At 70.7% G+C, this 15867-nt stretch carries 13 protein-coding genes; 7 read left to right on the forward strand and 6 right to left on the reverse strand.

Annotated features, from left to right (window positions below):
- The first annotated feature begins 268 nt into the window (after window positions 1–268).
- Entirely contained in the window at window positions 269–2074 is a 1806-nt protein-coding gene (locus tag OG552_RS12375; RefSeq protein WP_329132212.1) for a discoidin domain-containing protein, read from the forward strand.
- Between the two features lie 163 nt (window positions 2075–2237).
- Here the strand turns inward: OG552_RS12375 and OG552_RS12380 are convergent, their stop codons facing one another.
- Together OG552_RS12380 and OG552_RS12385 are read right to left on the reverse strand one after the other, a co-directional pair.
- Entirely contained in the window at window positions 2238–3239 is a 1002-nt protein-coding gene (locus OG552_RS12380; protein WP_329132214.1) for an acyltransferase domain-containing protein, read from the reverse strand.
- A 95-nt stretch (window positions 3240–3334) separates the two neighbouring features.
- Window positions 3335–3700 carry a MerR family transcriptional regulator gene (locus OG552_RS12385; protein ID WP_329132215.1) on the reverse strand — a complete coding sequence of 122 codons (366 nt, stop codon included), beginning with the start codon at window positions 3698–3700 and terminating at the stop codon, window positions 3335–3337.
- 158 nt (window positions 3701–3858) lie between these two features.
- On the opposite strand from OG552_RS12385, the gene OG552_RS12390 reads away from it, so the two are divergent.
- Entirely contained in the window at window positions 3859–4554 is a 696-nt protein-coding gene (locus tag OG552_RS12390; RefSeq protein WP_329132217.1) for an SDR family oxidoreductase, read from the forward strand.
- Window positions 4555–4681: 127 nt separating this feature from the next.
- Here the strand turns inward: OG552_RS12390 and OG552_RS12395 are convergent, their stop codons facing one another.
- Window positions 4682–5704, reverse strand: coding sequence for a LacI family DNA-binding transcriptional regulator (locus OG552_RS12395; protein WP_329140761.1), 1023 nt, complete (start codon window positions 5702–5704; stop codon window positions 4682–4684).
- Between the two features lie 388 nt (window positions 5705–6092).
- On the opposite strand from OG552_RS12395, the gene OG552_RS12400 reads away from it, so the two are divergent.
- The 4 genes from OG552_RS12400 (at window position 6093) to OG552_RS12415 (ending at window position 10977) form a co-directional block, all read left to right on the forward strand.
- Entirely contained in the window at window positions 6093–7442 is a 1350-nt protein-coding gene (locus OG552_RS12400; RefSeq protein WP_329132218.1) for an ABC transporter substrate-binding protein, read from the forward strand.
- A gap of 111 nt (window positions 7443–7553) precedes the next feature.
- On the forward strand, window positions 7554–8507 hold the full coding sequence (locus tag OG552_RS12405) for a carbohydrate ABC transporter permease (protein ID WP_329132220.1): 954 nt from the start codon (window positions 7554–7556) through the stop codon (window positions 8505–8507).
- Between the two features lie 3 nt (window positions 8508–8510).
- Window positions 8511–9434, forward strand: coding sequence for a carbohydrate ABC transporter permease (locus OG552_RS12410; RefSeq protein ID WP_329132222.1), 924 nt, complete (start codon window positions 8511–8513; stop codon window positions 9432–9434).
- 61 nt (window positions 9435–9495) lie between these two features.
- On the forward strand, window positions 9496–10977 hold the full coding sequence (locus OG552_RS12415; RefSeq protein ID WP_329132224.1) for a glycoside hydrolase family 1 protein: 1482 nt from the start codon (window positions 9496–9498) through the stop codon (window positions 10975–10977).
- A gap of 190 nt (window positions 10978–11167) precedes the next feature.
- Here the strand turns inward: OG552_RS12415 and OG552_RS12420 are convergent, their stop codons facing one another.
- The 3 genes from OG552_RS12420 to OG552_RS12430 form a co-directional block, all read right to left on the reverse strand.
- Window positions 11168–12682, reverse strand: a complete 1515-nt coding sequence (locus tag OG552_RS12420; protein ID WP_329132226.1) for a cellulose binding domain-containing protein — start codon at window positions 12680–12682, stop codon at window positions 11168–11170.
- A 202-nt stretch (window positions 12683–12884) separates the two neighbouring features.
- Window positions 12885–13574, reverse strand: coding sequence for a class F sortase (locus OG552_RS12425; protein WP_329132228.1), 690 nt, complete (start codon window positions 13572–13574; stop codon window positions 12885–12887).
- A gap of 366 nt (window positions 13575–13940) precedes the next feature.
- The gene (locus tag OG552_RS12430) at window positions 13941–14351 is read right to left on the reverse strand and encodes a hypothetical protein (protein WP_329132230.1); all 411 of its coding nucleotides are present in this window, start codon (window positions 14349–14351) and stop codon (window positions 13941–13943) included.
- Between the two features lie 296 nt (window positions 14352–14647).
- Here OG552_RS12430 and OG552_RS12435 point away from each other — a divergent pair, with 296 nt between their 5' ends.
- Window positions 14648–15799, forward strand: a complete 1152-nt coding sequence (locus tag OG552_RS12435; protein ID WP_329132232.1) for a multicopper oxidase domain-containing protein — start codon at window positions 14648–14650, stop codon at window positions 15797–15799.
- Window positions 15800–15867: the final 68 nt, after the last annotated feature.

Here is a 15867-nt window from a genome sequence, read left to right on the forward strand (position 1 = left end):
TGTCCTGTCCGGGCTGGGTCTCTAGGGTGTCCCCGTCTTCCCGTCCGTCACACGTCCACACCGGTTTTTCCTGGCATGCCGTCACCGACCGGCGCTGAACAGGCAGTTGTCCGTTCGAGTCTCGAAATCGGCGAGGCGCCAACTGGCCAGTGTGGAACAACTTATTGACGGGGATGTACGGCGCTTGTAAACATCAGCCTGCTAGAGAGCGCTCTCAGGTGAACGCTCCAGCCTCCATCACGGACCCCCACCCGGTTGAGGAGAACACATGTCAGGCAGCACGGCCTCTCTGGTGCGCCGACGGCACGGGACCGACAGATCCCGGCCGTTTCTGATCCTCGCAGTGCTGATCGCCCTGGTGGCGGGCATCGCGCTCGTCGTGACCTCGCAGTCCCCGGCCCGCGCGGCCGGCACGCTGCTGTCGCAGGGCAAGCCCGCCACCGCCTCGTCCACCGAGAACGCGGGCACGCCCGCCTCCGCGGCGGTCGACGGCAACACCGGCACCCGCTGGTCCAGCGCCGCCGCGGACCCCCAGTGGCTCCAGGTCGACCTCGGATCGACCCAGACGATCTCCCAGGTGACGCTGAACTGGGAGACGGCGTACGGCAAGGCGTTCAAGATCCAGACGTCCGCCAACGGCACCGCCTGGACCGACATCTACTCCACCACCACCGGCACCGGCGGCACCCAGAACCTGACCGTAAACGGTTCCGGTCGCTATGTCCGGGTCTACGGGACCACCCGCGGCACGCAGTACGGCTACTCGCTGTGGGAGTTCCAGGTGTACGGCGGCAGCGGCCCCACCCAGCCGGCCGCCTGCCCGACCGACAACGCGGCGCTGAACCGCACCGCCGCCGCCTCGTCCACCGAGAACGCGGCCTCGCCCGCCTCCGCGGCGGTCGACGGCAACACCGGCACCCGCTGGTCGAGCGCCTTCAGTGACCCGCAGTGGCTGCAGGTGGACCTCGGTTCCTCGCAGCAGGTCTGCGGCGTCGGACTGAACTGGGAGGCGGCGTACGCCACCGCCTTCAAGATCCAGACCTCGGACAACGGGACCAGCTGGACCGACATCTACTCCACCACCACCGCGACCGGCGGCACCCAGAACCTGACCGTCACCGGCACCGGCCGGTACGTGCGGTTCTACGGCACCGCCCGCGCCACCGCGTACGGCTACTCCCTGTGGGAGTTCCAGGTGCACGTGGTCGGCGGCGGCTCAGGCGGGACGACCGGCGGCACCACCACCCCGCCCCCGGACGACTTCTGGGGCAGCACCGGTGACATCCCGGCGGCGCACAACGTGATGGAGCTGAAGATCCTCAACCGGACCAACGGCCAGTACCCGGACAGCCAGGTGTACTGGAGCTTCAACGGTGAGGTGCACTCCATCGCGGAGCAGCCGTACTTCGACATGCCGGCGAACTCGTCGGGCCGGATGTACTTCTACCTGGGCTCGCCGAACAGCCAGTACTACGACTTCATCGAGTTCACCATCGGCCCGAACGTCTTCAACGGGAACACCACCCGGGTCGACGCCTGGGGTCTGCCGCTGGCGATCCGGCTGCACACCCACGACGGCCAGGACGTACAGCTCGGTGACAGCCAGGACCTGTTCAACCAGAGCCGGGAAGCCACCTTCGCGCAGTTCCAGGCGGCCGTGCCGCAGCAGTTCAAGGTGCTGGCCCAGACGCAGGCCCCGTACCGGATCATCGCCCCGGGCAGCGACCCGAGCTTCCGGGAGGGCGGCGCCAACGCCAACTACTTCACGGCGTACGCCAATTCGGTCGGCGTCAACGAGCCCACCTCGAACATCTTCGGCTGCGCCGGTTCGCTCGGCGCCGACCCGAACATGTGCGCGGCGCTCAACCGGCATACCGCCAACCTCCCGGCGGCCCAGCAGCAGGACCCGACGAAGTTCTACTCGGGCGACCCCGCCAACTGGTACGCGAAGTTCTGGCACGACCACGCGATCAACCACCTCGCCTACGGGTTCCCCTACGACGACGTGGCCGGCCAGGCCGCGTACGCCTCGGTGCAGAACCCGCAGTGGATGGAGATCGCCGTCGGCTGGTAACCCCTGATCCGTCTCCCCCCGATCCCCCCACAAAGAACCGCCGGGGGCGGGCCGCAGGCACACTCCACGTGCCGGCGTCCCGCCCCCGGCGGCATGTCCGGGCTCGGGTGGGCGTCGGGGTTCCGGGCTCGGGTTCCCGTCGGGGTTCCTCTCGGCTTTCCGGTCAGAGTTCCAGCCAGCCGGACCCGGTGTGCCAGTGGCGGCCGGCGCGCAGGTGGGCGGTGATGGCGCGCTCCAGGGTGGTGCGGGCCGGGAGTCCGGCGAGCGGGAGTGCGGGGTCGCCGAAGACGAAGGTGAGGGGGGCGTCGTCGTCGGGGGCGGGGTCGGGGGCGCCGAGGTGGAACAGCCGCTGGAAGGCGAGGATGTTGGAGGTGGGTGCCAGGTACTCGGCGAGCTGGGGGTCGAGCAGCCAGGAGTAGCAGGCGGCCACCGTGTACGGCTCGTCGGGGAAGTGGCGGGGGAAGAAGGCCCGGGCGGCGGCGAGGGAGGCCGCGCAGCCCTCGGCGGTGAGCGGGCCGCGGAAGTCGGGGATGTGGATCAGCAGTACGGGGTCGCCGGGGCGGGCCGCGAGGGTACGGGCCATCGTGCCGCCGAGCCGGGCGCGTTCGAACTGGAGGCGGCCCAGCTGGTGCAGGGTGCCGCGGAAGGCACGCAGCAGCCAGCGGGGGTGCAGCACGCCGGGGACGCCGTACCGGCGCCGGTGCAGGGCGACATGGCGGCCGACGTCGGCGAGGGTGCGGCGGGCGGTCGCCGCGGGGATGCCGTGCGCCCGGTGGTAGTCCTGGGTGTACGGCAGCGTGCCGATCAGCGTGAAGAGGGTGAACCAGTGTGCGCCGGCGCCGAGTTGGGCCGGCAGCACGGGGAGGTCGGGGCCCAGCGCGGGCCCGCCGCCGGGGCCACCGTGCGGGCGGCCCATGTCCCGTACCGCCAGCGCCACACAGCGGGCCAGCAGCTCCGGCAGGACCCCGTCCGCGTCCAGTTCGCCGCGCGCGGCGAGCACGGGGTTGATGTCGTCCGGGGCCAGGCCCAGATCGAGCAGCACATCCGCGAGTTCGGCCCCCCGCGGCAGCCGCACCTCCACGGCGGCGGCGTCAGCGGTCTCCAGACCGCGCACCCAGGCGCCGAGTTCGGGGTCCGCGAGCAGCACTTCCCGGGTCTGCGCCATGCCCGCACCTTAACCCGGGCGCCGGACCGCAGTGGGCGTCCGGCGCCCGAGGTCTCCCCGGCCGGGTCGGCGGGGGCGGGTCTGCCGGGATGGTGCTACATCGGGTCGCAGGGCTTCGCCACGCTCGCGGTGGCGCTGGTGATGACCTCGTCGAGCCGGTCCCGGGTGGCGATCAGGTCGCGGATCTGGCCCTCGATGCGTTCCCGCTCGGCGGCCAGCCGCACGAGCAGTTCCGGTGACGCCTCGCCGGTCACGACGCACGGCATGAGCTGGAGGATCGACTTGCTGGCCAGCCCCGCGGAGTAGAGCTGCTGGATCAGCCCGACCCGGACGACCGCGGCCTCCGGGTACGTGCGCTGCCCGCTGGGGCTGCGCTCGGACGTCAGCAGCCGCTGCTCCTCGTAGTAGCGCAGGGCGCGGGTGCTCACGCCGGTCTTGGTGGCGAGTTCGCCGATGCGCATCGGGTCCTCCTCGTGGGGCACGGAACGCGGGGCACAGATCCTCGCCGCGGAGCGTAGGGCACGGAACACCGCACTTGCCTTTGACGTCAACGTCAGGTTTTAGCGTAGTCCCTGTACGGCGGACGAGCACTTCCTCCCCTTTTGCCCAGGAGCTCACCATGAGAATTTCCGGTTCCACCGCTCTGGTCACCGGCGCCAACCGCGGCCTCGGACGTCACTTCGCGCAGCAGCTGCGGGAGAGGGGCGCGGCGAAGGTGTACGCGACGGCCCGCCGCCCGGAGCTCGTCGATCTGCCGGGCGTGGAGGTGCTGCGCCTCGACATCACCGACCCGGCTTCGGTGGCCGCGGCTGCCGAAGCCGCGCCGGACGTGACCTTGCTGGTGAACAACGCCGGCATCTCCACCGACACGAATCTGCTCACCGGTGACCTGGAGAGCATCCGCCGCGAAATGGAGACGCATTTCTACGGCACCCTGCACATGGTCCGCGCCTTCGCGCCCGTGCTGGCCGGCGGCGGGGCGATCCTCAACGTCCTCTCGGCGCTCTCCTGGTTCTCCTTCGACGGGACCAACGCCTACGGGGCGGCCAAGGCGGCCGAGTGGAGTCTGACCAACGGCGTCCGTCTCGAACTCGCGGGCCAGAAAACCCTGGTGACGGGGCTGCACCTGGGGGCCGCGGACACCGACATGGCGGCGGGCTACGAGGGCGCGAAGGAGGACCCCGCGGATGTCGTGCGAGCGGCGCTCGACGGCGTCGAGAAGGGGCAGCTGGAAGTGGTCGCCGACGAATGGAGCGCCCATGTGAAGGCGTCCCTGTCCGCCGACCCGGCGCTCTTCTACACGCAGTTGGCGTAAGGCCGGCGCGAACCGGCACCCGGCGGCCGGGAGAACCGGCCGCCGGGTGAAGCCGGGCCGCCGGACAGCCGGGCCGGGCCGCCGGGAGAAGCGGGGCCGCCGGGTGAAGCCCGACCGCCGGGTGAAGCTACACCGAGTCCCGCTGGACCAGCTCGGTGGCCAGCACCACATGACGCCGTACCGACGCCCGTTCGGCGATCTCCTCCAGCAGGACCCGGGCCATCGTGCGGCCCATCTCCTCGGTCGGCTGGCGCACCGAGGTCAGGGCCGGGTCCATGTGGCGGGCGATGGCGGAGTCCTCGAAGCCGACCAGCGCGACGTCGTCCGGCACCCGGCGGCCGAGTTCCCGCAGCACCGCCCGGGCGCCCGCCGCCATGAGGTCGGAAGCGGCGAAGACACCGTCGATGTCCGGGGTACGGGCCAGGAGTTCGCGCATCGCCCGGCGCCCGCCCTCCTCGGTGAAGTCGCCGCCGGCCACCAGCGCCTCGGTGGGCGCGATCCCGGCCTCCGCCACCGCCTGGTGGTAGCCGTCCAGGCGCGAGCGGGCGACATACATGTCGTGCGGCCCGGTGATGGTGGCGACCCGGCGGCGCCCGCGGGCGATCAGGTGGGCGACCGCCGCCCGCGCGCCGCCGACGTTGTCCGCGTCGACGTAGGAGACCGATTCCAGGTCGCTGCGGCGGCCGTTGAGGACCGCCGGCATCTCCAGCTCCTCCAGCAGGTCGGGCAGCGGGTCGTCCTCGTGCACCGAGACCAGCAGCACGCCGTCCACCCGGTGGGCGGTGAGGTACTGGGCGAAGCGGGAGCGCTCCTTGGGCGTACGGATCAAGGTGAGCAGCAACTGCATGTCGGTGTCGGCGAGTTCGGCGCCGATACCGCGGATGATGTCGGAGAAGTAGGGCTCGGCGAAGAGCCGGGTCTCCGGCTCGGGGATGACCAGGGCGATGGCGTCGGTCCGGTTGCCGGCCAGCGCGCGGGCCGCCCGGTTGGGCACGTATCCCAGCTCCGCGACGGCGGCCTCGACCGCGGCCTTCGCCCGGTCGCTGACCCGCGGCGAGCCGTTGATCACCCGGGAGACCGTACCGCGTCCCACTCCGGCACGGACGGCCACCTCTTCCAGGGTGGGCCGTCCGCTGTGCCGCCCGTTCATGGCCACTTCCGCCTCCTGCTGGCTTCCTGTCGCGCCACCATAGCGCTCGGTCCTGGCCCGTCCGCGGGCGCTTGAGAGCGCTCCCACGATACAAGCCCCTGGTCGCCGCGCCGCTCGGCGGCGGACCCGCGGCCCCGCGGTGACCGGCCGCATCCGTTCAAGAAGTAACATCCACTCCGCCGCGGACACGTTCCGGCAACGAATTCGACTTCACGTCTTGACACTGGGGCCTCTCAGGCGTGAATGTTCCGGAAAGCCTAATGGGAGCGCTCCCACACGGTTCCCACCCAAACCCTCTCGCTTCGCCCGTCCGAGCCCCCCTTCCGGGGACTCGCGGGGGACTTCCGTACCACCCGCACGCCAGACCCACCCTGACAAGGAGAGTGGAATGCGCACTTCCGGCAGAACCCGCAAGGCCGCCGTCATCGCGGTCGCGGGTCTCGCAGCCTGCGCGACCCTGATCACCGGCTGCAGCAGCGACAGCAAGGACTCCGGCAGCGGAGACGGCGGCAAGTCCTCCGCGAACGAGAAGATCACGCTGCACATCGGCGACTTCGGCTCGTTCGGCTACGACGACAAGACCGGCGCCAAGCTCTTCTCCGAATACCACGCGCTGCACCCGAACATCACCATCGTCGAGGACAACGTCTCGGACAGCGGGGCGTACTGGAACTCCCTCAAGCTGCACCTCACCCAGAACAGCGGTCTCGACGACATCCAGGCGATCGAGATCGGCTTCGTCGCCAACGCCACCCAGCCGCAGTACGCCTCGAAGTTCGTGGACTTCAAGACCGTCAAGGGCTTCAACGCCGGTGACTGGCTGGACTACAAGGAGAAGGAAGCCACCACCACCGACGGCAAGATCATCGGCGTCGGCACCGACGTCGGCCCGACCGCGATCTGCTACCGCAAGGACCTCTTCCAGCAGGCCGGACTGCCCACCGACCGGGACAAGGTCGCGGCGCTGTGGGCGGGCGACTGGAGCAAGTTCGTCGACGTCGGCAAGCAGTTCAAGGCGAAGGCGCCCGCCGGAGTGGCCTTCACCGACTCGGCGAGCGGCCTGTTCAACGCGGTACTGGCCAGCCAGACCCAGCAGTACACCGATGACAGCGGCAAGCTCATCTACGACACCAGCACCGGTGTGCAGACGGCCTGGAACCTGTCCGCCCAGGCGGTGCAGGAGGGGCTGACCGCGAAGCTCCAGCAGTTCGACGCGAACAACACCTGGAGCGCCGCCTTCAAGACCAACAAGTTCGCCACCCTCGCCTGCCCGAGCTGGATGATCGGTCAGGTCGCGGACAACTCCGGTCCGGCGAACAAGGGCAAGTGGGACATCGCCCAGCCGCCGCAGGCCGGCAACTGGGGCGGTTCCTTCCTGGCGGTGCCCAAGTCCGGCAAGCACGTGGCCGAGGCCACCGCGCTGGCCCAGTGGCTGACCGCCGCTCCCCAGGAGGTCAAGGTCTTCCAGAAGTTCGGCAACATCCCGTCGAACAAGGCCGCGCTGAGCGACCCGGCGGTGCTGAACACCACCAACGACTACTTCCCCGGCACCCCGGTCGGCAAGATCTTCACCGCCACCGCCAATGACATCAAGCCGGCCCCGATCGGCCCGAACGACAGCCTGGTGAAGGACACCATCACCCAGAACGGGCTGCTCGACATGGAACAGCGCGGGACCTCGAAGGACAAGGCCTGGTCGAACGTCCAGGCCCAGGTCAAGGACAAGGTCGGCGAGTAATACCGACCAGCGGTACGGGCCGCCCGGCAGAGCCTTGGCCACCTGCCGGGCGGCCCGTGACGAGCACGGCACCACCACCCTCGCCCGCTCCCCTACCGGAAGGACGCCCCCGTGGCCACCTCCGTCAGGGCGGCGTCCGACGGCCGCGCCCCAGCCGGCTGGCGCACCAAGCTGTTCCGGCTGGACACCAAAGCGTCGCCGTACGCGTACATCGCCCCTTTCTTCCTCTGCTTCGCCGCCTTCGGGCTCTTCCCGCTGATCTACACCGGCTGGCTCTCCCTCAACCGGGTGCAGCTCGGTACCAGCGCCCACTGGGTCGGCTTCCAGAACTACACCGACCTGTGGGACAACCAGTTCTTCTGGACCGCGCTGCGCAACACCTTCACGCTGGGCCTGATCTCCACCGTGCCGCAGCTGATGATGGCGCTGGGCCTGGCCCACCTGCTCAACTACAAGCTGCGGGCCCGCGGTTTCTTCCGGGTGGCGGTCCTCGCGCCGTACGCCACCTCGATCGCGGCGGCCTCGCTGGTGTTCGTCCAGCTCTTCAACCCCGACTACGGGATGATCAACCAGTTCCTCGGGCACGTCGGTATCGACCCGGTGGAGTGGTCGTCCTCCAAGTGGCCCGCGCAGATCGCCATTTCGTCGATCGTGACCTGGCGCTGGACCGGCTACAACGCACTGATCTACCTGGCCGCCATGCAGGCGGTGCCGGCCGATCTGTACGAGGCGGCGGCGCTCGACGGTGCCTCGCGCTGGCGGCAGTTCATCAGCGTGACGATCCCGTCGATCCGGCCGACGATCTTCTTCACCATCATCGTCTCGACCATCGGCGCCACCCAGCTCTTCGGTGAGCCGCTGATCTACGGCGGCAACAGCAGTTCGGGCGGCTCGGCCCACCAGTACCAGACGCTGAGCCTCTACATGTACGACAAGGGCTGGCAGGTCGGCGAGCTCGGCCAGGCGTCCGCGGTGGCCTGGGTGATGCTGCTGATCCTGCTGCTCATCGGCGCGGTCCAGCTCTTCGTGCTGCGGACGAACAACCGCCGGAAGCTGGGAGGCTGACCGATGGCACAACTCACCCAGCCGGTACGGCCGTCCGGTCAGAGCCGGTCCGCCGCCACCGCCGAGAAGCCGCGCCGTTTCCGGCTGCGGGCCGGGGGCGCGGGCAAGCAGCAGAACGGCGGCCCGGTCGCGTACGGGTTCTTGATCCTCGCCGCGCTGGTCTCGCTCTTCCCGCTGTACTGGACGGTGGTGGCGGCCTCGCACACCGACACCGACATCGTCACCCCGCCGACGCCGCTGCTGCCCGGCAGCCATCTGATCGACAACCTGAAGATCGTCTGGGACCAGGTCGACATGACCACGGCCCTGATCAACTCCACGATCGTGGCGGGCTGTGTGGCCTTCAGTACGGTCCTGTTCGCCACGCTGGCCGGATTCGCCTTCGCCAAGCTGGAGTTCCGCGGCCGCAATGCGCTGCTGACGATCGTGGTGGCGACCATGACCATCCCGCCGCAGCTCACCGTGATCCCGCTCTACCAGATCATCACCAACGTGGGCTGGGTCGGCCACATCCAGTCGGTGATCCTGCCGTCGCTGGTGGCGGCCTTCGGCGTCTTCTTCATGCGGCAGTTCCTCGCCGAGGCGCTGCCGGTGGAGCTGGTCGAGGCGGCCCGGGTGGACGGGGCGCACTCGCTGCGGATCATCTGGCACGTGGTGTTCCCGATCGCCCGGCCGGCCATGGCGGTGCTCGGGATGCTGGTCTTCGTGCAGTCCTGGAACGACTTCTTCTGGCCCTTCATCGCCCTCAACCAGCAGAACCCGACGGTGCAGGTGGCGCTGGCCGGGCTCGGCTCCGGCGACCACACCATCGACCACGCGGTGGTCGTCACCGGCGCCCTGGTGGCGACGCTGCCGCTGCTGCTGGTCTTCGCCGTGCTCGGCAAGCAGATCGTCGGCGGCATCACCGCGGGCGCCGTCAAGAGCTGAGCCACCGGTGCCCGCGCCCTCTTCCCCCGACGACCCCCTGATTCCCCTGGAGTCCCCCGTCATGACAGCTGTCCGTTCCGAGAGCACGGAACTCTCCACGAGCCCGGGCTCGCTCCGTTTTCCCCCTGGCTTCGTCTGGGGGGCGGCCACCGCCGCTTACCAGATCGAGGGCGCCGCGGCCGAGGACGGCCGCACCCCCTCGATCTGGGACACCTTCAGCCACACCCCCGGCCGGGTGCTCAACGGCGACACCGGTGACATCGCGGCCGACCACTATCACCTCTTCCGCGACGACGTCGCGCTGATGTCCGACCTGAACCTGGGCGCGTACCGCTTCTCGGTCTCCTGGTCCCGGGTGCAGCCGACCGGGCGCGGTCCCGCCGTCCAGCGCGGCCTGGACTTCTACCGGCAGCTCGTCGACGAGCTGCTGGCGCGCGGCATCACCCCGGTGGCCACCCTCTACCACTGGGACCTGCCGCAGGAATTGGAGGACGTCGGCGGCTGGACGGTACGGGACACCACCGAGCGGTTCGCCGAGTACGCGGGCATCGTGGCCGGCGCGCTGGGCGACCGGGTGCCGTACTTCACCACCCTCAACGAGCCCTGGTGCTCGGCGTTCCTCGGCTACGGCTCGGGGGTGCACGCGCCCGGCCGGACCGAGCCGGAGTCGGCGCTCAAGGCCGCGCACCACCTCAACCTGGCGCACGGCAAGGCGATCGGCGTGCTGCGTTCGGTGCTGCCCGCCACCGCGCAGACCTCGATCACCCTCAACCTGCACCAGGTCAGGGCGGTTTCCACCTCGCCGGCCGACCTGGACGCGGCCCGCCGGATCGACGCGGTCGGCAACCGGGTCTTCCTCGGACCGATCCTGTCCGGTGAGTACCCGGCCGACCTGCTCGCGGACACCGGGCACCTGGTGGACTGGGAGGGGCTGGTCCGGGACGGGGACCTGGCGGAGATCTCCCGGCCCATCGACCTGCTGGGCATCAACTACTACACGCCGACGCTGGTTTCCGACGGCCGTGAGCAGGGCGACGGCGCCGAGCTGACCCGTAACGACGGCCACGGCGCCAGCGACTACTCCCCGTGGCCGGGCTCCGAGCACGTGGCCTTCCACCTGTCGCCCGGTGAGACCACCGCGATGCGCTGGGCGGTGGACGCCACCGGTCTGTACGACCTGCTGATGCGGGTCAAGCGGGAACACCCGGACCTGCCGATGATGGTCACCGAGAACGGCGCCGCCTACGACGACTACGTCTCGCCCGAGGGCGCGGTCAACGACCCGCAGCGCATCGCCTATCTGCAGGGGCACCTGTCGGCGGTGCACCGCGCGCTGACCGAAGGCGCCGACGTCCGGGGCTACTTCCTGTGGTCGCTGATGGACAACTTCGAGTGGTCCTACGGCTACAGCAAGCGCTTCGGCGCGGTCTACGTGGACTTCTCCACGCAGCGGCGGATTCCGAAGCGCAGCGCCCACTGGTACGCGTCGGTGGCCCGCGAGAACGTCCTTCCGGATCTCCCGCAGGAGGACGGGAAGTCCTGAAGGGACGGAAAAAGGAGCGGTACGGCAGTCCGAGGGTGCTGCCGTACCGCTCCGCGCTCCTCTCCCGTGGGGGGGAGAGAGGAACGGTCCTTCCGCAGTGGTCTGTTGGGAGGTGCCGGCCGGGTGCCGGCCGGGTGCCGACTGGTGCCGCCCGGTGCCGGCCGGGTGTCAGCCGGGTGTCAGCCGGGTGTCAGCTGGTGTAGGCGGCGAACGCCTGGGAGAACGCGCCGGCGCTCTGGACGATCGAACTGCACGAGGCGTCGGCCCAGCTCTGCGCGCCGCCCGCGCAGCTCTTGTCCCGGGTCGCGGACCACATCGACAGCCAGGCCAGGTGCTTGGTCCTGGCGAAGTCCACCAGCTGGGTGGCGTCGGCGACGGTGAACGTCTCGGTGCTGACGTCATTGAGGCCGATCATCGGGGTGACCGCGATCTTGCTCCAGGCCGCCGCGTCGGAGAGCCCGAGCACGCCCTTGACCTGGGCCTGGGTCGCGGTGGCGCCGTCGATCGCGTACTGGCCCATGTCACCGCTGAACGAGGACCCGTAGTCCATCGCCATGATGTTGACCGCGGTCACGTCCACGCCGTTGCTCTTGGCGTTGGAGAGCAGATTGATGCCGTCCTGGGTGAGGCCAGTGGGCATCGCCGGCAGGGTGTACGAGACCTGGAGTCCGCTGTGGCTGCGCTGGAGCTGGGCGATGGCCTGGGCGCGGCGGGTATTGGCGGCGGCGTCCGGCAGGGCGCCGCCCTCGACGTCGAAGTCCACCTTGGTCAGTTTGTACTGGTCGATCACCTTGCCGTACGCGCTCGCCAGGTCGGCGGACGAGGAGCAGGCCGCGGCCAGTTCCGTACCGTTGGCACCGCCGAAGGAGACCCGCACATCGCCGCCGGCCGCCCGGACCGCGCCGATCTGCGCGGCCACCGCGTCGCTGTTGAGGTCGGAGACGCCGCCCCACTTGGGGGTGCAGCCCCCGCCGGAGATGACGAAGGCGAGGTTGAACTGCTTCACCCCGTTGGCGCTCATCGCACCGGTGAGGTTGTAGGCGGGGTAGAGCGAGGTGTCGACGTACGGCGCGAAGCCGCCGGAGGCCGTGGCGCCGCTGCCCCCGGTGGGGGTCGGGGTGGGCGTCTGGGTGGGGGGCTGGGTCGGCGGTCGCGTCGGCTGCTGGGTCGGCGGCTGAGTCGGGGGCTGGGTGGGCTGCTGCGTCGGCGTCCGGGTGGGCGTGGGCGTCGCGGTCGCCGTCGGGTGGCCGGTGGGGGTGGGCGTCGGCCCGTCGGAGACCGAGCACTTCACGTTGTTGATCAGGCAGTTCACCGGGTCCGCGGCCTTCGAGGAGGCGTGGGTGACAAAGCCGATCTGCGCGGTGCCGCCGGGGGCGATGGTGCGGTCCCAGCCGGCCGGGGTGACGGTCACGGTCTGCCCGGAGACGGTGAAGTCGCCGTTCCACAGCGAGCTGATGGTGGTGCCGGACGGCAGGTCGAACGTCAGCGTCCAGCCGTTCAGCGCGGTGGAGTTGGAGTTGCTGATGTCGTACTGCCCGGTGTAGCCGGTCGACCAGTCACTGGTCTTGGAGTACGCGGCACCGACCGTCGCGGCACTCGCGGACCCGGCGAGGACGAAGCCGCCGGCGATGGTCGCGGCGACGACGGTGACACCGCCGATGAGTTGCACCTTGCGGCTGGGACGGCGCCGATGGGTTGTTGCCATAGGGGTGTGCCTGCCTCGTACTCGGGGTCTGCGGGGTTGATCCGCGGCACGACGCTAGCCCCCGCCGAACGGACAAATGCCCGGTCGGGGGCAGTGGGGCAGCTTCTTATGGCGGGCTTAAGGGAGCGAAAGGAAGGGCTTAATGGAGCCGGGCCCCGCGGGGGTTTCCCGGCCTCCGCGGGGTGCTGGGCGCCGGCCCGGGTCAGCTCTTCTTCGCGTTGTCCAGATGGGCGAAGACCACCACGTTGTCCTTGTAGTCCTGCTTCTGGTGGTCGAAGGTGCCGCCGCAGGTGATGATCCGCAGCTGGGCGTCGGGGGTGTCGCCGTAGACCCGCTGGTCCGGGAAGTCGTTCTTGGCGAAGGTCTCCACCGAGTCGATGGTGAAGTGCGCGACGCTGCCGTCCGCGCGGCTGACGTCCACGCCGCCACCGGGCTTGAGCAGCGAGAGCAGGAGGAAGACGGCGGGGCCGGTCTTGGTGTCCACGTGCCCCGCGACGATGGAGTTCCCGCGTTCACCGGGGGTCGGGCCGTCGGCGTACCAGCCGACGAGGTTGACGTTGTTCACCGGCGGTGCCTCCAGCCGGCCGTCCGAGCCGAGGGCCAGCTTGGTGAAGGGGGCGTTGACGCCGATGGACGGGATGGACAGCCTGGTGGGCTCCGACCGGTCCATCGCCGGGGAGACGACGGGCGGGGCGGTACTGGGCAGCGGTCCGCTGGACCCGGGCGCCGGAGCGGCGGCGGACACCCCGGCGCTCACCGGTGCCTGGCCGTCCGCGTGCGTCACCGAGTTGTACATCAGGAAGCCGCCGACCAGGACCGAGGCGGCGGCCCACCGCAGCACCCGCGTCCGGGGATCACGTACGGGTGGACGCGGTGCGGACTGCTCGGGCATGGGTGGCGCTGCCTTTCGTCTGCCCGGCACGGCCGGCCGGGTTCGTGGTGGTGCGGGGTCGGGACACTGCAGAAGCGGGGTGGGGACGGTGCAGAAGCGGATTCAGGAGCGGGTTCAGTACCGGGTTCAGTAGCGGGTTCGCAGCAGGTCCGGAGGGGTGCCGCGGTGGTGCGGGCCGGCCGGAGCCGGAGCGGCGTGGCCACCGCCGGAGAACGGTGGCCACGCCGTGACCTGCGGCGGCCCGCTCCCGGCAGAGCCCGGGGTGGGGGCCGGACGCCGGAGGCGGGTTCCGCAGGGCGGGCCCGTCGGGCCCTCGGGTCGCACGCGGTGTGTCAGGGGCACCGCGGGCGACCCGCGTCAGATCGGTCAGACCGCGGCGGTCGCGCCCGTGGAGTTGCCGCGGCGGCGCAGCACCCACGCGCCGGCGCCGAGGCCGCCGAGCAGGAGCACCGAGCCGGCCGCCAGGCCGCTGCCGCCGCCGACGGCGAGGCCGCCGCCGCCGGTGTGCATGCCGCCGTGCGGCTTCTTCCACTCGCCGCTCTCGCCCGCCTCCGAGGAGCTCGAGGAACCCGAGGTGCTCGGCTTGTCGCCCTTCTGCCAGTCGCCGCCCTCGTGCGAGGTGCTGCCGGAGCCGGAGGACTGCGAGGAGGACGAGGAGGACGAGGACCCGCTCGGGTCGTAGGCGTTCACAGCGCCGGTGGCGTGCGCGGCCGGGGCGGCGAAGGCGAGGCAGGCGGTGAGGGCGGCGCCGGCCAGGAGGGAGCGAGCAGTACGCATGGGGACGATTCCTTCCGTCGCTACGTGCACCGGTCGGCAGGAGGCCGGCCCTGAGAAGCGCAGTGGCGACGTGCTCACCGTGCGTGACTCCTGGCACTCGTGCCACCGGAGAGGGCCGCCAGGGGCACGGGTTGCGCCCTTCGGGTGGCCGGAGACCCCCGGACAGGCCAACTCGCCGCCCCGGCAAGCGGCCCGACTGTCCGTCACCCGCTCGGACCGGACCGGCGGCACAGCCTTCACGAATGCGCCCACAGTGGTGATCACACGCAGTGCGCCGCCACGACTGAGAGGACGTCATGTCTTCGGAATTCCCTGATGCCACCCCCACCGGCCGCCGGACCCTGCTGCGCGCGATGACCGGCGGCGGCGCGCTGGCCGCGCTGACCCTGCCGGGCGCCGGGCCCGCCGCCGCGGCCACCACGACCAGCGGGGCCGGGGACGCCGACCCGTTCGTCCAGGACCGCTTCCGGCCCACCGGGCGGACCCGCGAGTACTGGGTGCAGGCCGACTCCTTCGCCCACAACGTGGCCCCGAACGGCTACGACGGCATGACCGGCATGCACTTCACCGCCGACCAGACGACGTATCAGGCGATCGGCTTCCGCGCCTACACCCGTGACTGGGGCCGCCCGTTGGCCGCGGATGAGGGACCGGACGGCGTCGGGGCGAACAGCGGTATCCCCGGTCCGGTGCTGCGCGGCAAGGTCGGCGACGTCATCAAGGTGCACTTCAAGAACAACGACACCCACTACAAGTGGCCGCACAGCATGCACCCGCACGGTGTCCGCTACGACCAGGACAGCGACGGCGGCTGGATGGCCGACGACCCCCAACGCCCGGGCACCGCAGTGCCGTTCGGCGGTACGTACACCTACACCTGGACCTGCACGCCCGGCTCGGTGGGCAGTTGGCCGTACCACGACCACGCGGCGCCGCAGAGCGTCGCGCAGGCGGGCACGGGGGCGGCAGCGGGCATGAGTGCAAGTGCGGGCGGGCACGGGGGCGGTGGCGGCCCGGTGATGGAAATCGGCGCGGAGCTCGGCCTGTTCGGGATGATCGCCGTCACCGGTGAGCAAACCCCGCCGGTCGACCGGGAGTTCGTGCTCTTCTTCCACGATGTGTCCGCCGCCGACGCGCCCTCGCTCGCCCAGGATGTCTCGCTGTGCAACGGCGGCGCCTTCGTCGACAACGCGGCGACCTTCACCGCCCGGCCCGGCGACCGGGTGCGCTGGCGGGTCGGCACGCTCGGCAACTCCTTCCACGTCTTCCACCTCCACGGGCACCGCTGGCGCACCGCCGACGGGTGGGTGGACTCCCAGGTGATCGGTCCTGCCACGACGCTGACCGTGGAGTATCTGGAGGACAACCCGGGTGACTGGATCTACCACTGCCATGTGCCGGGCCACATGATGCGCGGGATGGCCGGCCGCTACCGGGTCACCCGCTGAACCGGGTCCCGGCACGGCACCGGGCCGTACGCGGATCACGTACGGCCCGGCAACTCGCTCTCGGGGCG

It is taken from the genome of Streptomyces sp. NBC_01476, assembly GCF_036227265.1.
In the GTDB taxonomy this organism is placed as follows: Bacteria; Actinomycetota; Actinomycetes; order Streptomycetales; family Streptomycetaceae; genus Actinacidiphila.